Origin of the sequence: Anaerococcus sp. Marseille-P9784, assembly GCF_902500265.1 — a bacterium.
Lineage (GTDB): Bacteria > Bacillota > Clostridia > Tissierellales > Peptoniphilaceae > Anaerococcus.
Map to the genome: position 1 here is coordinate 150,314 of NZ_CABVOZ010000002.1, position 15,833 is coordinate 166,146.

11 protein-coding genes are annotated in these 15,833 nt (G+C 27.8%); 1 reads left to right on the plus strand and 10 read right to left on the minus strand.

The window, feature by feature from the left end; genetic code table 11:
- Positions 1-8 precede the first annotated feature (8 nt).
- The 8 genes from GAN53_RS04490 to GAN53_RS04525 are packed head-to-tail and all read right to left on the minus strand — an operon-like array spanning position 9 to position 14,430.
- Positions 9-3,374 carry a UvrD-helicase domain-containing protein gene (locus tag GAN53_RS04490; protein ID WP_151409775.1) on the minus strand — a complete coding sequence of 1,122 codons (3,366 nt, stop codon included), beginning with the start codon at positions 3,372-3,374 and terminating at the stop codon, positions 9-11.
- Positions 3,375-6,728: a PD-(D/E)XK nuclease family protein gene (locus GAN53_RS04495; RefSeq protein ID WP_151409776.1), complete on the minus strand. Its 3,354-nt coding sequence runs from the start codon at positions 6,726-6,728 to the stop codon at positions 3,375-3,377.
- A complete protein-coding gene (locus tag GAN53_RS04500) occupies positions 6,725-9,781 on the minus strand; it encodes an AAA family ATPase (protein WP_151409777.1) in 3,057 nt (1,018 codons plus the stop codon). The genes GAN53_RS04495 and GAN53_RS04500 overlap by 4 nt, the downstream gene beginning before the upstream one ends.
- Positions 9,778-10,878: an exonuclease SbcCD subunit D gene (locus GAN53_RS04505; RefSeq protein ID WP_151409778.1), complete on the minus strand. Its 1,101-nt coding sequence runs from the start codon at positions 10,876-10,878 to the stop codon at positions 9,778-9,780. Before GAN53_RS04505 ends, GAN53_RS04500 begins: the two co-directional genes overlap by 4 nt.
- A complete protein-coding gene (locus GAN53_RS04510; protein WP_151409779.1) occupies positions 10,875-11,597 on the minus strand; it encodes a YaaA family protein in 723 nt (240 codons plus the stop codon). Before GAN53_RS04510 ends, GAN53_RS04505 begins: the two co-directional genes overlap by 4 nt.
- 44 nt (positions 11,598-11,641) lie before the next feature.
- Positions 11,642-12,451 carry a metal ABC transporter permease gene (locus GAN53_RS04515; protein WP_099320133.1) on the minus strand — a complete coding sequence of 270 codons (810 nt, stop codon included), beginning with the start codon at positions 12,449-12,451 and terminating at the stop codon, positions 11,642-11,644.
- Positions 12,444-13,109: a metal ABC transporter ATP-binding protein gene (locus tag GAN53_RS04520; protein ID WP_151409780.1), complete on the minus strand. Its 666-nt coding sequence runs from the start codon at positions 13,107-13,109 to the stop codon at positions 12,444-12,446. The genes GAN53_RS04515 and GAN53_RS04520 overlap by 8 nt, the downstream gene beginning before the upstream one ends.
- Position 13,110: 1 nt before the next feature.
- Positions 13,111-14,430: a metal ABC transporter solute-binding protein, Zn/Mn family gene (locus tag GAN53_RS04525; protein WP_151409781.1), complete on the minus strand. Its 1,320-nt coding sequence runs from the start codon at positions 14,428-14,430 to the stop codon at positions 13,111-13,113.
- A 102-nt stretch (positions 14,431-14,532) separates the two neighbouring features.
- On the opposite strand from GAN53_RS04525, the gene GAN53_RS04530 reads away from it, so the two are divergent.
- On the plus strand, positions 14,533-14,946 hold the full coding sequence (locus GAN53_RS04530) for a Fur family transcriptional regulator (RefSeq protein ID WP_151409782.1): 414 nt from the start codon (positions 14,533-14,535) through the stop codon (positions 14,944-14,946).
- Positions 14,947-15,065: 119 nt separating this feature from the next.
- On the opposite strand, the gene GAN53_RS04535 is transcribed toward GAN53_RS04530, so the two are convergent.
- Both GAN53_RS04535 and GAN53_RS04540 read right to left on the minus strand, forming a co-directional pair.
- Positions 15,066-15,371, minus strand: a complete 306-nt coding sequence (locus GAN53_RS04535; RefSeq protein ID WP_151409783.1) for a hypothetical protein — start codon at positions 15,369-15,371, stop codon at positions 15,066-15,068.
- A gap of 156 nt (positions 15,372-15,527) precedes the next feature.
- On the minus strand, positions 15,528-15,794 hold the full coding sequence (locus GAN53_RS04540; protein ID WP_151409784.1) for a DUF6275 family protein: 267 nt from the start codon (positions 15,792-15,794) through the stop codon (positions 15,528-15,530).
- Between the last annotated feature and the right edge of the window lie 39 nt (positions 15,795-15,833).

Genomic DNA, 15,833 nt, shown 5'->3' on the forward strand with positions numbered 1-15,833 from the left:
TATTCCCCTTAAATTTCCTCAATTTGCCCAAAATTGTACCAATATATTAATGATTTGCTAACTTTTTTCTTTAGACTTTCTTCGATTGCTCTTTTATAAATTGCTAATTGTTTATCGTAAAAGCCTTGCCTAATTTTCCTATCAGTTTTAAAATCGAGAACTACCGCATAATCTTTAAACTCAAAGATCAAATCTATCTGACCATTTACAAAATAATCCTCGTATTTCATCAAAAATGACTCTTCTTTTCTTATAGATTTAGCATTTTCGTATAAGTTTTTTATGGAAGGATTAGAAAAATATTTTAGAATTTTATCTTTTTCGATCACTTTTAATTCTTCTTTTTTTATTTTATTTTCTTTAATTAACCTTGAAAATTCCTCATCTAATGAGTTTTCATCGTAATTTTTGTAAGTAAGTCCTTGAAAAACTTTATGGATTATTGTTCCTATGTCCGTTGGCTTAAATTCTTTTTTTTCTAGGATGAAATTTGCTTTTCTAAATTCATTTGCTCCAAGTATTTTATCATAAAGTGGAAGTTCATAGCCGTCATTTTCAGGATTAAAATTTTTAGTAATTTCTGTTACCGACTTTTTGATCGATTCCTTGCTATCATTGATAAATTCGTATTCTTTTTCATATAAATTTACAAAATTTTGATAAAGGGCCTTTTCATAATCCTCTGCATCAAGAATTGGTCTTATGTCTTTAAGGCTGAATTTTTTGTAATCTTCCTCCTTATCATAGGCCATAATTTTTACTTCATTAGAAAAATAATTTGTCTTAAAATCTCCATCAAAAATTTCAGATGAAATTTGATCTGTCGAACAAACTGCAAGAATCCAATCTATGTATGAAGTCATATTTTCGTAATCATCTCTTCCATAGATTTTAGAAATGGTTTTTAGATTTTTCGATCCAACTATTATAAGTTTATTTATAGGTCTTGTTAGGGCAACGTATAAAACTCTCATTTCTTCTTTTTTATTATCCAAGCTGATTTTTTCATTTATTAAATCTCTTCTGACAGAGGATAATTTTACTTTATTTTCATAATCGCTAACATTGATTCCTATTCCCAATTCATCGTCAAAAACTATATTTGCACTGAGATGTTTGTTGTTAAATCTTTTTCCCGTATCTGCCAAAATTACGACAGGAAATTCAAGGCCCTTGGACTTATGAATTGTCATAATTCTAACTAGATTTTCATTTTCTGATAATTCTCTTACTGCATTTAGGTTATCAGTTTGGTATAAGGCTAAATTTTCGACATAAGTTAAAAATCCATAGATTCCATCATCATTGTCGTTTTCATATTCACTCATAAGTTCTATAAAAGCTTCAACGTTAGCAACTCTGTCACTTGCCCTATCGCGAGCCAAAAGATAAGTGTAGTAGGTGGATTTTTCAAATATATAATTGCCAAACTCATAAAGATTCATTAGCGATAATTGGTAGCTAAAATCTTCAAATTCAGTTTTAAAATCATTTATTTTTGCAAAAATTTCATCATCTTTATCGTAAGTTTCAAAATTTTCATAGAATTTAGATTTTTTACCATAAAGTTTGATTTTTGCTAAGTCATCTTCAGTAAAATTATAGATATCGCTTCTTAAGACAGCCAAAAGACTTAGGTCATCCTTAGGATTTGCAACATATTTTAGAATATTTGTAAAAAAATTTACTTCACTTGCCGCAAAGGAAATTTTGCTAATATCGTTAAAAAATGGTATGTCAAAATCTTTAAAAGCATTTTCATATTGGTAGGATTTTGCTCCCGAACGCAAAAGGATTGCTATATCTTTATACTCATAACCGTCACTAATCAATCCTTCGATAACATGGGCTATATGATTTGCCTCATCCAAATCCTTATCCAGAATGTGAATTTCGCTTTTTGCCTTTAAGCTTTCAAATTCTTTTGAGGGATTAAGCCTGTGGCCACCATTCTTGTAATCAATTCCAGAAAATTTTTTACTCATAAGTTTATCAAAAATAAAATTATCAAAATTTAAGATGTCTTTATCGGTTCTAAAATTTTCATTTAGGTTAATTCTAGTGGATTTTTCTCCATCATTTTCATAAAGATCAAGCTTTTCTAGGAAAAGTTTAGGATTTGCTCGTCTAAAACCGTAGATGGATTGCTTTACATCGCCCACAAAGAATAAATTCTCATCTGATTTTAATTTTTCAATTATATGGTTTTGAATTTCGTTGCTATCTTGATATTCGTCAAAAAATATATAGATAAATCTTTCTTTTAAAATGCCCAAGGCTTTTTCATTATCTAGAAGTTTTATAAAATAATGCTCCATATCGTTAAAATCCAAATAGGACTTTTCTTTTTTGTAAGCCTGATAAAGATCCATGAATTTTTCTGCAAGAATTGCTAGTTCTTTTAAAATATTGGTCTCTTTTATTGAAAATTTCTCAACTATATCAGAATTTGTGTTTAAGACAAGACTTGCTAGGTCTGTAATTTTTTTCTTGTACAAATCTCTATTCGCTTTTAGGATTGCTTGGATATCTTTTTCGTCTTTTCTTGCCCTAATCATGGACTTAAACTTAATTTTATTAATTTCTTCTATAAATAAGTCCCAGTTTTTTTCAATCAGATCTAGCTTTTTATTTACCAAATTAAAATCTTCGGCAAACAATTTTTTGTATTCATCTCTAAGAGCAAATTTTTCTATTAAATTTTGATTTTCTTCTATTTTTTCTAAAACTTCTTTAAGGCTAGTCCTTATATGATTTTTAAAAATTTCAAAATCAAAAATTCCACTTGTTTTTTCATTTAGCCAAAATAGAGGATCTATTTCTGCCATACTTTTCTCAAAGGTCTTTAAAACAACATCTTTTGCTTCTTTGTCATTTCTCGATGTTGAAAAATTGTGAATAAATTCGTGAAAATTTTCATCGGCAATTTCATATTGGTCAGAAAAAACTTGGTTAATTGCTTTTTGCTTTAGCAAAACATTGGTAGAATCACTTATAACCTTGAAATTTGGAGATAAATTATCAAAAAAATAAAAATATTCTCTTAGCATATCTGAGGCAAAGGAGTGTAGAGTTTGTATGTGTGCGTGCTTTATTAATTTTAGCTGATTTTTTAAAAATTTGTCGGAAGGATCTTTTTCAATTTGCTTTACAATTTCATTTGTGATCCTATCTTTCATTTCTATTGAAGCTTTGTTGGTAAAAGTTACAATAATCATCTTATCGATATCAACTTTATCGTTGATAAGCAAATCAATTACCCTATCAACTAAAACTCTAGTTTTGCCAGAGCCTGCAGCTGCTGATACGATTATATTTTTATTTCTAGTTTTTATAGCCTTTAATTGGCTTTGTGTATAAATAATATCAGCCATCTAAATCTCCTCATTTTCTAAATCTTTTATAGTTTTTTTTGAATCAAAATCTCTATATTTATCAAAATCTATACTTTCATCAAACTTACAAATTCCCTTATAATTGCAATATTGACATTCATTTCTTGAATCATTGTATCTAAGCGGATTAATTTTGATATTTCCAAGTTTGATTTCTTTGATATAAGAACTTACCAATTTTTTGGCAAAATTTTCCAAGATTTCTTCTTCTTCAAGGCTTAAAATATCGGTATTTTTCGTATCGATTACATTCATAGTTTTAATATCTGTAAAATCCTTATCTATAAGCTTAAAAATTTCTTCATTAACTTTTACTATCAAGCCATTTATCCTAAATTTATCTGCATAAATTTCTGAAAGATTATTTTTTTCATAAACTTCATTTAGTTTTAAAAGTTCATCAGCCAATGGCATATAAAATGAACCGATTGGGACAATTTCTTTGTCGCTTTCTTTGGCACTTATCATGTAAATTAGCAGTTGTAAATCAAGACCATTTAATACATTAACAATTTTAAAAGTTTTTTTGCCAGTTTTATAATCTATTATTCTTAGAAAATTTCCTGCCCTATCTATTCTATCAATTCTTCCTCTCAAATAATTTTTATCATCGACAAAAACTTTTGGCAGATCATTTTCTTTGCCATAACCAAAATCCACTTCTACATCAGAAATTCTAAATTCTCCAGATTTTAATTGGCCAAGAACTTCTTTGGAATTGTTTTTTGTGTTTTTTACAATATTGTTTAATATAAAAATATTTCTTGGATCATCTCTACGAGCCTTATCCAAATTATTTTCTATACTTTTGCTAAAATTATCGGCAATAAGATTTTCTAAATCCTCATTTGTAATATCTTCTAAATTTTTATCCTTAATAAGCTTTGAAATTTCCTCATAGCAAGAATGAACAATAGTTCCAAGCTCCATATTATCCACATCAAAGCTTTGATCTCTTTCAATTTTTAGGCCATAATTTATGAAATATCTATAAGGGCATTTTGAATAAGTTTCAATTTCTGTGATATTAAAATGATTTTTCGAATAAAGATTTGCCGCTGTAGCTAAGGACAAATTATTTTTGTCATTGGAATAAAAAAGCGCTGCCAAAATAATTTCATAAAGACCGTAATTTTTTAGATAATTGTTAAAAGCTTTTGTAAATTCTAAGCTTTTCTTATCCAAATTTTCGCCTAATTTTATTTTACATAAATTATCCATGGCAAATTTTGTGGATAAATTTTTAGAAAATTTCAAATCATCTAAGGAAATATTTGTAAAATTAAAGGCCTTTAGTTTTGGAAAAATATTTAAAATTCCATTTAAAACTATGGATTTATTAATTCCTCCTCCATTTTTGTCACTTAGAGCATAGCTTAGATAAATTTTATCCGAGCCTTCAAACATCTTATAAAGATTTAATTTTTCTTTCTCTTCCAAATCCTCTTCGTAAATCTTTAAATCGAGATTGATATTTTTAAGCTTTTCCTTTTCATCTTTTGCCAAAATAAATTCTTTGGTGCTTTTTGATGGGAAAAATGAATCATTAAGACCTAGGGCAAAATTGATTTTTTTGTTAGGAATTCTTGGAGATTGAAAACTAGTTATAGTCAGATGGTCCTTGCTTGGTGGGATAATCCCAATTTCTATGTCGTTACAAAGGGCGTAAATTAGAGTGTAAATATCTTTTAGACTATTTTTTCTATTTCCCATAAGACTTGCAATTTCTTCTAAAATTCCTAAAAATTTATCCCAAACCTGACTATTTTCCTCGAATTTATCAAGGTCAGATTTTTCTTTTAAAATATTTTGATAATTTGTAATTCCTCTAATAAATTTTTCATTGCTAATTAATTCATAAATTGCAGTAACTATTTCTTTGCTTTCAGATTCTTTTTTTGAAAGATCTATTAATTTTGAAAATAAATCAATAATTTGACTTCTGATATCATTTATAAAGCTGTATTCTTCTTCTATTGCGGAAATTTTCTCATCTTTTTGTGGATCATTTTCGTAAAATTTTTGGTAAAAATCATGATCCATAATAAAATATTTATCAGCTAAAAACATAGAGCCTTTTATTTTTCTTGTAAGCAGATAATTTTGCAAAGTAATGGCTTTTTTGTTGGCATTTTCTCCAAAATCAAAAATATTTGACCTTAAAAAATATGAAAGATCCTGATAATCAAAGCCGTAAATCACAATTCTTAAACAAGATAGGAAAGTTTTTATTATGTGATTATTGATTAGTTTATTGGTTTTGTTTAAAAAAATTGGAATATTATATCTTGTAAAAATCTTTTTTATTTCATTTTCATATTCACTTTGATCGCTTATGTAAATTGCAATATCCTTATAACGAATTTTTTCTTTTGCTATGAGTTTATTTATAGTTAATCCCACATTTTCGACTTCTGATTTTGTCGATGTCGATTCTAATAAATATATATTTTTTGGTGTTTTATCATAAATTTTGGGATTATATTTTTCAAAATTCGTACAAAGGTGTCTTATGTCTTCATTATTATTTATTTCTGCCTGTAAATTAATCTCATGAACTTGATCAATTTCCTTTAGACGATGATAAAATTTAATTGCCATATCATAAATTTCTATGTCTTTTGAAAGAGGATTTTCTATAAAATTTTTATCAAGAGTTAGGCAAATGCTAACTTTTGGCGAAATTTTAACCAATTTCTCTATAAAATCCATTTTGATATCTGATACATAGTCAAATTTATCAAAATAAAAATTAGCATCTTTTAGAAAATCACAGCTATCAAGCTTATCGACGACTAATTCTACCATATCTTCAGCATCGATAAAGTGATCCTTGATGGCTTTTTGATAGGCATCAAATATTAGTTTACTTTCCCTAAATTTTAGTTTTAAAACTTCATCGTCAAGATCATTGTCGATTTTTTTAAAAAATTCCTCATCGAAATTATTATCTTTTATATTTGTAATTAAATCTTTTAGGTCATTTACAAAATCAATATTTTGATAGGCATTTTTAAATAAAATAAGTTCATCATTTAAGTCTTTTAAAATATTAGTAATTACCATGAGTTTTCCATTATTCCCTAATATTTCACCATCAAAACCACCAGATCTATCAATAATATAGCGGCAAAAAGAAGAAAATGATAAGACTTTGGCATCCATTATCGTTGTAAAATCAATATTTTCCAAAAGATTTATATCAGATTGCAAAGTATATTGCTCTGGCACTATCAAAAAAGATTTTTCGCCCTTTAAGAGATTTTCCTCGATTTCTTTATAAATAAATTTGCTATTATTATTTGAAGATTTTGATATTATTAGATTTATCATGCTTTAACCTCTATAAAACTTCCCTGGTTACTTGTATATGTGACAAGAATTTTCCCATCTATTGCATCTTTTAATTCCTTAACATGAGATATTAATCCTATAAATTTATTTTCATAGGAAAGTTTTTCAATTTGTTCTATAACATTGCTTAAATAATCTTCTGACAAGGTTCCAAATCCTTCGTCGATAAAAAGTGTATCGATTTTTATCGAGCCATTTTCTGCAGAGATTTCATCTGAAAGACCCAAAGCAAGGGCAAGTGAAGCTAAGAAAGATTCTCCACCAGAAAGAGTTGAGGAAGGTCTTTTTTTGCCAGTATTATAATCAAATATTTCTATATCAAGTCCTTGTTTTTGCCTTAAATCGTTGCCAGTTGAAGATCTAACCATCATAAATTGTCCATTTGACATGGAATCTAGCCTTTTGTTGGCGTAAGATAAGACTTTATCAAAATAATAAGTAAGAACGAAGCTTTCAAAGTCGATTTTTTCTCTGCCTGAAACTTTTCCAAAAGATCCATTTGCAACTTTTGAAAGTTTTGCCAAAATTTCTGCATCTTTTTTCTTATCATCATATAATTTGGAAATTTCTTCTAAATCGCTTATAGTCTGATTTATATTTGATAGATTAATATTTATTTTAAGCTTTTTCTCCCTTAAATCTGACAAAGATTCATTAATTTCAGATAGATTTTCATCGATTTTTTTAGTATCGATTATATCCAAATCTTTATATTGGATGTAATTTTCACTAAGAGTGATTAGCCTTTCTTTGTCTTTGAAAAAACTTGTAATTTCATCTTTGTAGGCATTAATTTCATCAAATAAGTCTAAATATTTTTCAAATTCAGCAAAATTTTCAAATTTTTCTAGCATTCTTTTTTCAAAATCTTCTTTGTAAGAAATCTTATCTGCTTTTGTTTTTTCAATTAGCTCCTTTGTGTTTTTTATATTTATTTTAAGTTCTTGATCTTTTAGCTTAATTTCATCGTATAATTTCTTGCTTTCTTCAATTTCTTTTGAGATTTTTTCAATTAATTTTTGCTTTTCAGCAATTTTTTCTGCTAATAATTTAGAATCAATTTCTTCCATCTTTTCTTTATTTGCCATGTAAGAAATTTTTGTTTTTTCAAAGTCTTGGTTTTTTTCTTCTAAATAGCTTTTATTTTTTTGAAATTCTTCCAATTCCAAAGTGATTTTTGAAATATTAGCTTCATAATTTTTTAATTCTTCTTCGATATTTTCAATTAAAATTTGATTTTCTTCTAAAGATTTTTCATTTTCAGCTAATTTTTTTCCTAAGACTTTTAATTCTTCTAAAAGCTCTGATTTTTCTAAAACTTCTTTTAAGGAATTTTTGAATAAATTATTTTTGCTATTTAAAGTTTCAATATCTGAGCTTACTTGAACTATTTCACTATTTACTTTATCAATATCAATTTCTATAGTTTTAAATTTGGAAAATTTTTTCTGGTGTTTTTCTTTACAAACTGGACAAATACCGCTTTCATTCAGCTCATCAATAAATTTGTTGATTTGTATAAGTCTTTGATTTTCAAAATAAAGTCTTTGTTTTTCTGCTAATTTTGTTTTTTCTTCTTTTTTTATTTCTATTAGCTTTTTATTTTCGGAAATTTTTTCTAAAATCTCTTCATTTTCTTTTATTATATCAAGCTTATTTTTTATACTTTCTTCTTTGTTTTTTTCCTTATAAATTGATTCCTGAATGGCTATTTTATCTGCTTTTAATTGGTTTATTTCTTTAGATTTGTCGATAAATTTATCGTTATTTTCTTTAAGACTGTTATTTAGTTGAATAATATTTCCATCAATTTTTTTTATTTCTTTTTCATCTTCTTCCATAGATAAAAATTTTTCTTTAATAATTTGAAATTCATTAAAATTATCTAACAATTTTTTATTATCATTTAGAGAAATTTTTAATTGATTTAGCTCTTCTTCTTTTTTTGAAAAATTTATCTGATCACTTTTAATTTTTTCTAATTTTTTTGAATTTTCGACAAAAAGCTCTCTTAATTTCCCTAAATCATTTTCTTCTTTTTTAAGATCTGCTCTAGCCTTATTAAAGCTTTGATAATATATTTTTATATTTTCTCCATAAGTCGCTTTTTTCAAATCTTGGTCTAATTTTTTGTATTTTTCATCTTTTGATAAATTTTCTGCCAAATCTTTTGCTATTTGCTTAAATTTTGCGATATTTTCATTTTGAATTTTGGCTTTTTCTTTTTCTTCTATTAGGAGTTTTTCTTTTTTTGAAAGATTTTTTTCATTTTTTTCTAAATTTTCGTATTCTTCTTGAATTTCCTGTTGATAAGTTTTAATTGTTTTTTTGATATTAGCAAAATCATGAACCAAAATATCTTCCCTGTTGATATTTTTTGAAAGATTATCGTATTTATAAATTACATCTTCAAGCCTTCTATCGATGATATCAATATTTTTATTTGCTTCTAAGGCTTCATTTTTAAGCCTTTCTTGGATTTCTTTATATTCATAAGTTTTAAAAATATCGCCAAGGATTTTACTTCTATCATCTGATTTTGCCTTTAAAAATTCTTGAAATTCTCCTTGAGCTAGTAACATTACCTTAGAAAATTGATTTTTATCAAGGCCTATTATTTGTTTAATTTTTTCGTTGACTTCGCCTATTTTTTCAGCAACTATTCTCTTTTCATTTGTTATTTCATAAAGTATTGCTGAATTTTTGATATTTTGATTTTCTTTTGTTTTTTTGGCAAATTGGCTAGGAATTCTTTCTATTTCATAAATTTTTTCATCTACTTGGAATGTTAGATTTACAAAGCTATAGGGATCATTTTCGTTAAGATAATCACTTCTTAAACTATAAGGATCAATGCCTCTTGAAACTTCTCCATAAAGAGCATATTGTATTGCATCAAAAATAGAGGTTTTGCCTGAACCTGTATCTCCAGAAATTACAAAAACTTTTTTGTCGTAAAGTTTAGTAAAATCGATTTCTATTTGATTTTTATAGGTCAAAAATCCTCTTAATTTAAGCCTTATTGGCTTCATGATATCACCTTTTTTATTAGTTGTTCTTCTTCATCGTTCAACTTTTCATTCATCTTAAACTTATAAAATTCTTCAAATAATTCTAGAGAATTTTTGGCTGATAAGTCTATGGAAAAGTCATTTTCTAGATCGAATATTCCCCTATTTTTGTAGGATAATTGCACTATATTTGGGAATTTTTCTTTAAGCTTTGCCATTGGATTTTCAATCGTCATATCATCTTCAAGGATGACTTTTATATAATCATCTGAGGATTCTTCTTTGATAATCTGGTCAAATTTTCCAGTGATTATTCTAAAATCTCTTAAAGCTTTAATTTCAATTTCCTCAATTTCTAGTTTATCTGTCAAATCGATAAGGGTAACAGACTTTGTTTTATTTACCTCATCAAAAGAATATTTCATAAATGTTCCAGCATATCTAATCTTAGGATCAATTACAAATTGTCTATTGTGAAGGTGGCCAAGCGCCACATAATCAAAGTCCATAAATAAATTGGCATCCATGGCATCCGATCCACCAATTGATAAGGGTTTTTGCCCAAGATTATAGGCATTTTCTTCTTCTATGGCGTATTTATTGGCATAACAATGACTTATGAGGACATTTCTATCCTTTAATTTTCTTTTTTTCAGTATTTTTTTATAAATATCTGTATAATTTTCTATATTTTCGTCAAATAAAATTTTCCCCTGGTTAAGAGAAATAAAAGGAATTAAATGAAAATTAATTATTCCATAATCATCTTCAAGACTTATAACTTCATCCTTGAACTCGCCAAATAAATGATAATTATTAGCCTTATAAAATTTAGAATTTACGTCAAGTCTTTTGGCAGAATCGTGGTTGCCAGAAATGGCAAGAACAATTTTTCCCATCTTAAAAATTATTTCTTCAATAAAATCTGAATACAAGGTCAAAGCTTCAACGCTTGAAATTTGCGTATCGAAAATATCTCCTGCAATCATAATTACATCTACATTTTTCTCTTTAATTATTTCAAGTATTTGCTCTAGGCAATATTTTTGATCTTCTATTAGAGAATAATTTCCAATAGTTTTTCCTAAATGAAGATCTGCCAAATGTAGAAGTTTCATCGATTTCTCCTTAGGAAAACTAAATTATTAGCCTTCGATAGATCTTCCTGGTATTTGTAGGAATCTATTTCGATTTTCTTAATTTGATCTATATCCTCTATCTTTTTGCTGATAATTTCTTTTAGCATTTTTCCTCTCATCTGTTTGGTCCAAGCAACTATCGATTTTGCTTTTCCATTCCTATAATCCTTAAAATCAAGGCTTACAAACTTATCTTTATCCTTTAAAAAAGGAGTAATTGTTTTGGAATATTCCTTGCTTGCAAGATTTATTATCAAATCATCATCTTTAAACAATTCCTTGTAGAGTAAATCTCCCCAAAATTTGTACAAATCAAAGTCAGGATTGTCAAAATATAATCTATAATCAGCAATTCCAGTTAATGGTTTTGCCAAACCCCATAAAGCTGAAATTATATAAAGATGATCGTTTAAGTAGGCTAAATCATCAAAATCATCCTTATTAAATTGCTTAAAAACCAAACCGTCATAGGCAAAAATTGCTGGATTGTCCAAATTTTCTAAGTCCATTTCCTGATAATCAAAATAAGCTTTTTCTGTTAATTTATCGTTGGTTTTATTTAAATTGCCCATGTCGTTGAGATTGTAAGTTTTTAGCTTATCTACTAAAATTTTTGTCTTTTCTTTAAATAAGAGTGGCTCGGTTTTTATATTCTTATTTTTCTTAAAACTTTTGGCTGGCGAAATAATTATTTTCATATCTTCCTCCGATATTTATATTATAACATAGAAAAAAGTAGGTCTTAACCTACTTTCTTCAAATTATTTTTTAAATATTTTATTAAGGAAACAAGCAAAAATGTTATAATTGCAATTATCACTATTGCTCCGCCTGGTTTTAGGCCCAAGTAATAGCTTAAACTTATACCAGAAATCATAAAAAATACCGACAATATTATGGAAATTCCATACATTTGCTTGTAGGATTTTGATATTATCATAGAAGTTGCAACTGGTATGCTCATAAGAGATGTAATCATCAAAGCGCCTACAGTTTTTGCTGAAATTGCTACGGTAAGAGCTGTAATAAAGGTAAATAAAATGTTAATTGCTTTAGTATTTACCCCAGCAAGTCTTGCCAAAACTGGATTTATCGATGTATACAAAAGTGCGTAGTAAAGATAAATCGAGCTTATTACTACCAAAATAAAAACCAGCAAAACTATAAAGAGATCTTCGTTTCCAACTGTTGTTATTGAACCGAAAATAAAAGATTCAAAACTATTTCCACCCGGCGAAAAATCTGAAAGTATTGATGCTATGGCAATTCCTGTACTCATTACAATTGCTGTTGCCATGTCCCCATATTTGGGAAATTTTGCCCTTAATATTTCTATGGCAAAACTTGCAAAAATACAAATTAATAAAGAAGATACAAGCAAATTTATGTTTAAGATTAATCCCAAGGCAATTCCTGCCAGCGAACTATGGCTTAAAGCATCGCCAATCATTGAAGTTTTTCTATTTATCATTATAATTCCAATCATAGGAATAATTATTGCAAGCATTATTCCTACAATTAGAGATCTTCTCATAAAGGCAAACTCAAGCATCGATTAACCTACCTTCTTGTATTTTCACAATTTTACTGACGTAATTTTTAATAAGTTCCATCTCATGGCTTATGATAATTATACTTATGCCATGCTTTTTATTTAGATGTTTTAGTAAATTCAAAAAATCTTCCTTATTTGCCTGGTCAATGCCAACAGTCGGTTCATCCAAAATCAAAATATCCGGACTATTTACCAAACATCTTGCAATCATCACTCTTTGCTGTTGGCCACCTGATAATTTATTGAAACTTTTATCTTTCAAACCTTCTATATTTAAAATTTTAAAAATATCGTCGACTTTTTCAAGGTTTTTTTTGCCAGGTCTTTTGAACTTGTTGAAATTATTGTATAAATTTAGTACTACATATTCCTTACAAGTTAGGGGAAATGTGATATTTGACGATTCATTTAGCTGTGGGACATAGCCAATTTTATCAAAGTTATTAAATGAATTTATATCTTCTCCCAAAATTTTCACCATATTATCTTTTACTTTTAATTGCTTGGTTAAAATTTTTACTAAAGTTGTTTTCCCACTTCCATTTTCCCCACTAATTGCAAGAAAATCTCCTTTTTCTAGAAAAAGATTAATGTCATCTAAGAGTAGTTTGTCATCGTAAGCAAATTTTAAATTTTTTATTTCTATAATATTCATATTATTTGACAAGCGATTGGTAAATTGCTTCTAAATTCTCTCTTACAAGTTCTTGATAAGTCGTATCTTTTTTGATATTTTCATCTGTCGCCAATTCAAGAGTATTTAGCGGCTTTGTGTCAGCTCCTATTTCATCAGCCAAAGTTTTGGCATTTTTATCTGATGATCCCATTTCATAAAAAATTGTCTTGATATTTAACTCTTTAGCTTTTAGGCTTGCTTCTTTTAGAGTTTTTGCATCAGTTTCTTCTGTTGATGTTAGGCTTGTAAGAGCTATTTGATTTAGAGAAAAATCTTTTGCCAAATATGAGAAAGCCTTGTGATTTACCAAGAAATTTTTATTTTCACATTCATCAAATTTGTCTTTATATTCAGCTATTAAGGCTTCTAATTCATCTTCAATTTTCTTAAAATTATCCATATAATAATCTTTGTTGCTAGGATCTATCTCTGATAATTTTTCTGCTATTACCTTTGCTTGGGAAATTGCATTTTTTGGACTTAACCAAAGATGTGGATCGTATTCGCCATGGTGGTGATGATGTTCTTCTTCATTAGCATCTTCATGATCGTGATCTTCATCGTGATCATGGTCAGTATCTTCATGATCATTATCTTCATCGTGATCATGGTCAGCATCTTCATGGTCATGATCTTCATCGTGATCATGGTCAGCATCTTCATGGTCATGATCTTCATCGTGATCATGGTCAGCATCTTCATGGTCATGATCTTCATCGTGATCATGGTCAGCATCTTCATGGTCATGATCTTCATCGTGATCATGGTCAGCATCTTCATGGTCATGATCTTCATCGTGATCATGGTCAGCATCTTCATGGTCATGATCTTCATCGTGATCATGGTCAGCATCTTCATGGTCATGATCTTCATCGTGATCATGATGATCTTCTTCACTAGCTTTTATCAAATCTATATCTTTGCTAGTATTTACTAATTCTATGTCTGATGAATTTTTTAGGGAATCTTCCCATTCCTCCATGCCTGCTCCATTTATAAACATCAATTTTGCCTTAGAAACTTCTGCCATATCTTTTGCAGATGGCTCCCAATCGTGGCTTTCAGTTTTTAGATTGGTAAAAGATTTTACCTCGAATTTATCCCCTGCAATTTGCTTAGTTAAATTATAAATTGGATAAAATGAAGCATAAATAGTAGATTTTTCTTCCTTTTCATTTACCTTTGTAGCATTTTCATCACTAGTAACTTTGTTATCATTATTAGCCATATCTTTGCTATTATTGCAAGCTGTGAAAGCTAGAGATAAGGCTAAAATCAAAAATATATTTTTAAATTTCATAAATTCCTCCTAAAAATTCTTGTTGCAAGTGATTTGCATTTATAACTATATATTAATTTTTATCTCTGTCAAATAAATGTATAATAAAATTAGAGGGTACTTATGAGCATAGAAAATATACTAAAAAACAAAAATCTAAAAGTGACAAAACAAAGAAAATTAATACTAGAAACCATAGAAAATCAGACAAATCCTACATCAGCTGAAGATATTTATAAACTATTAAAAAATTGCGATATGGATATTTCAACAATTTACCGCAATCTAAATATTTTAGAAGAAAAAAATGTCTTGTTAAAAACTACAAATATAGACGGAATAAATTATTATCAGCTAAATACAAGTGATCACAAACATTTTATAACATGCAATATTTGCCACAAAAAATACACAATAGAAAACTGTCCAATCCACGATTTGGAGGAAAAAATCGAAAAAGAAACAGGCTTTATAATAAAAGCCCACAATTTTGAATTCTCAGGAATTTGCCCTGAATGTCAAAAGAAAATCAAATAGATTATTTTAAAATTTTACTTTATGAGCTTAATAAAATTTTGTTTATAATTTTTTTAAAATTTTAATATGTAATTTTGTAAATAGAAATATTATTGTCTATTAATATTTTGAAATACTTATTAGCAAAACTTAGTCTTTGCCCTTTCTTCCTCGGCTCTTTCCTCAGCGGTCATCTTTGCCCTTTTCTTTTCCTCGGCAACTCTAGCCTCGACTATTTCGTTGACCTTATCCTTTGTTAAAAGTCCCTTTTTAGCTTCTTCAACCGCTTCTTCAATAGCCTTTTCAAGTTCTTCTTGACTGTAGTTTTTAACTTCTTCTTCCTTAATTTCATCATGACCTGCGATTTGAATATCTATTGTCTTAGGATCTTCTCCTCCCTCAGCAAATCTTTGTAAATCAAATCTTTTAAGTAACAAATCTTTCATAAAAACCTCCATTTATAGTCCGTATGACTTTTTTATTTCTCCATGATTCTTTTACGTCTATCAAGTAAAAGACAATAAAAAAATCGCACGATCATCGCACGATTAATTTGTTGATATTTAATTATTTTGTATTATTTTCACACGATTAACTTACGATTAACCGAATAATTCTCCATTGCTAAACATAATGTTCTTTTGCTTTTGATAGATATCAAAATAAGTTTCTTGCTTATATCCATTTTGTGTACACTCTACATATATCCCATCTAAAAGAGTTGTAGATATTAATATCTTATTATTTTGTAGAATTTTACAAGACCAAACAACAAATATATCTTCAATGTTCATATCCTTCTTAAAATTTTCCTTGTAATACATGATTAACCATTCTTTACAAGCTTTTTGAAATTTATAACTATCCATTTTTACTCCTTTTTTCTACTAAAAAAGCACATCTAACAA

What these genes read in the sequence shown, in the direction of transcription:
- GAN53_RS04490 (WP_151409775.1), bottom strand. Translation starts at nt 3,374, where the DNA reads ATGGCTGATATTATTTATACACAAAGCCAATTAAAGGCTATAAAAACT.
- GAN53_RS04495 (WP_151409776.1), bottom strand. Translation starts at nt 6,728, where the DNA reads ATGATAAATCTAATAATATCAAAATCTTCAAATAATAATAGCAAATTT.
- GAN53_RS04500 (WP_151409777.1), bottom strand. Translation starts at nt 9,781, where the DNA reads ATGAAGCCAATAAGGCTTAAATTAAGAGGATTTTTGACCTATAAAAAT.
- GAN53_RS04505 (WP_151409778.1), bottom strand. Translation starts at nt 10,878, where the DNA reads ATGAAACTTCTACATTTGGCAGATCTTCATTTAGGAAAAACTATTGGA.
- GAN53_RS04510 (WP_151409779.1), bottom strand. Translation starts at nt 11,597, where the DNA reads ATGAAAATAATTATTTCGCCAGCCAAAAGTTTTAAGAAAAATAAGAAT.
- GAN53_RS04515 (WP_099320133.1), bottom strand. Translation starts at nt 12,451, where the DNA reads ATGCTTGAGTTTGCCTTTATGAGAAGATCTCTAATTGTAGGAATAATG.
- GAN53_RS04520 (WP_151409780.1), bottom strand. Translation starts at nt 13,109, where the DNA reads ATGAATATTATAGAAATAAAAAATTTAAAATTTGCTTACGATGACAAA.
- GAN53_RS04525 (WP_151409781.1), bottom strand. Translation starts at nt 14,430, where the DNA reads ATGAAATTTAAAAATATATTTTTGATTTTAGCCTTATCTCTAGCTTTC.
- GAN53_RS04530 (WP_151409782.1), top strand. Translation starts at nt 14,533, where the DNA reads ATGAGCATAGAAAATATACTAAAAAACAAAAATCTAAAAGTGACAAAA.
- GAN53_RS04535 (WP_151409783.1), bottom strand. Translation starts at nt 15,371, where the DNA reads ATGAAAGATTTGTTACTTAAAAGATTTGATTTACAAAGATTTGCTGAG.
- GAN53_RS04540 (WP_151409784.1), bottom strand. Translation starts at nt 15,794, where the DNA reads ATGGATAGTTATAAATTTCAAAAAGCTTGTAAAGAATGGTTAATCATG.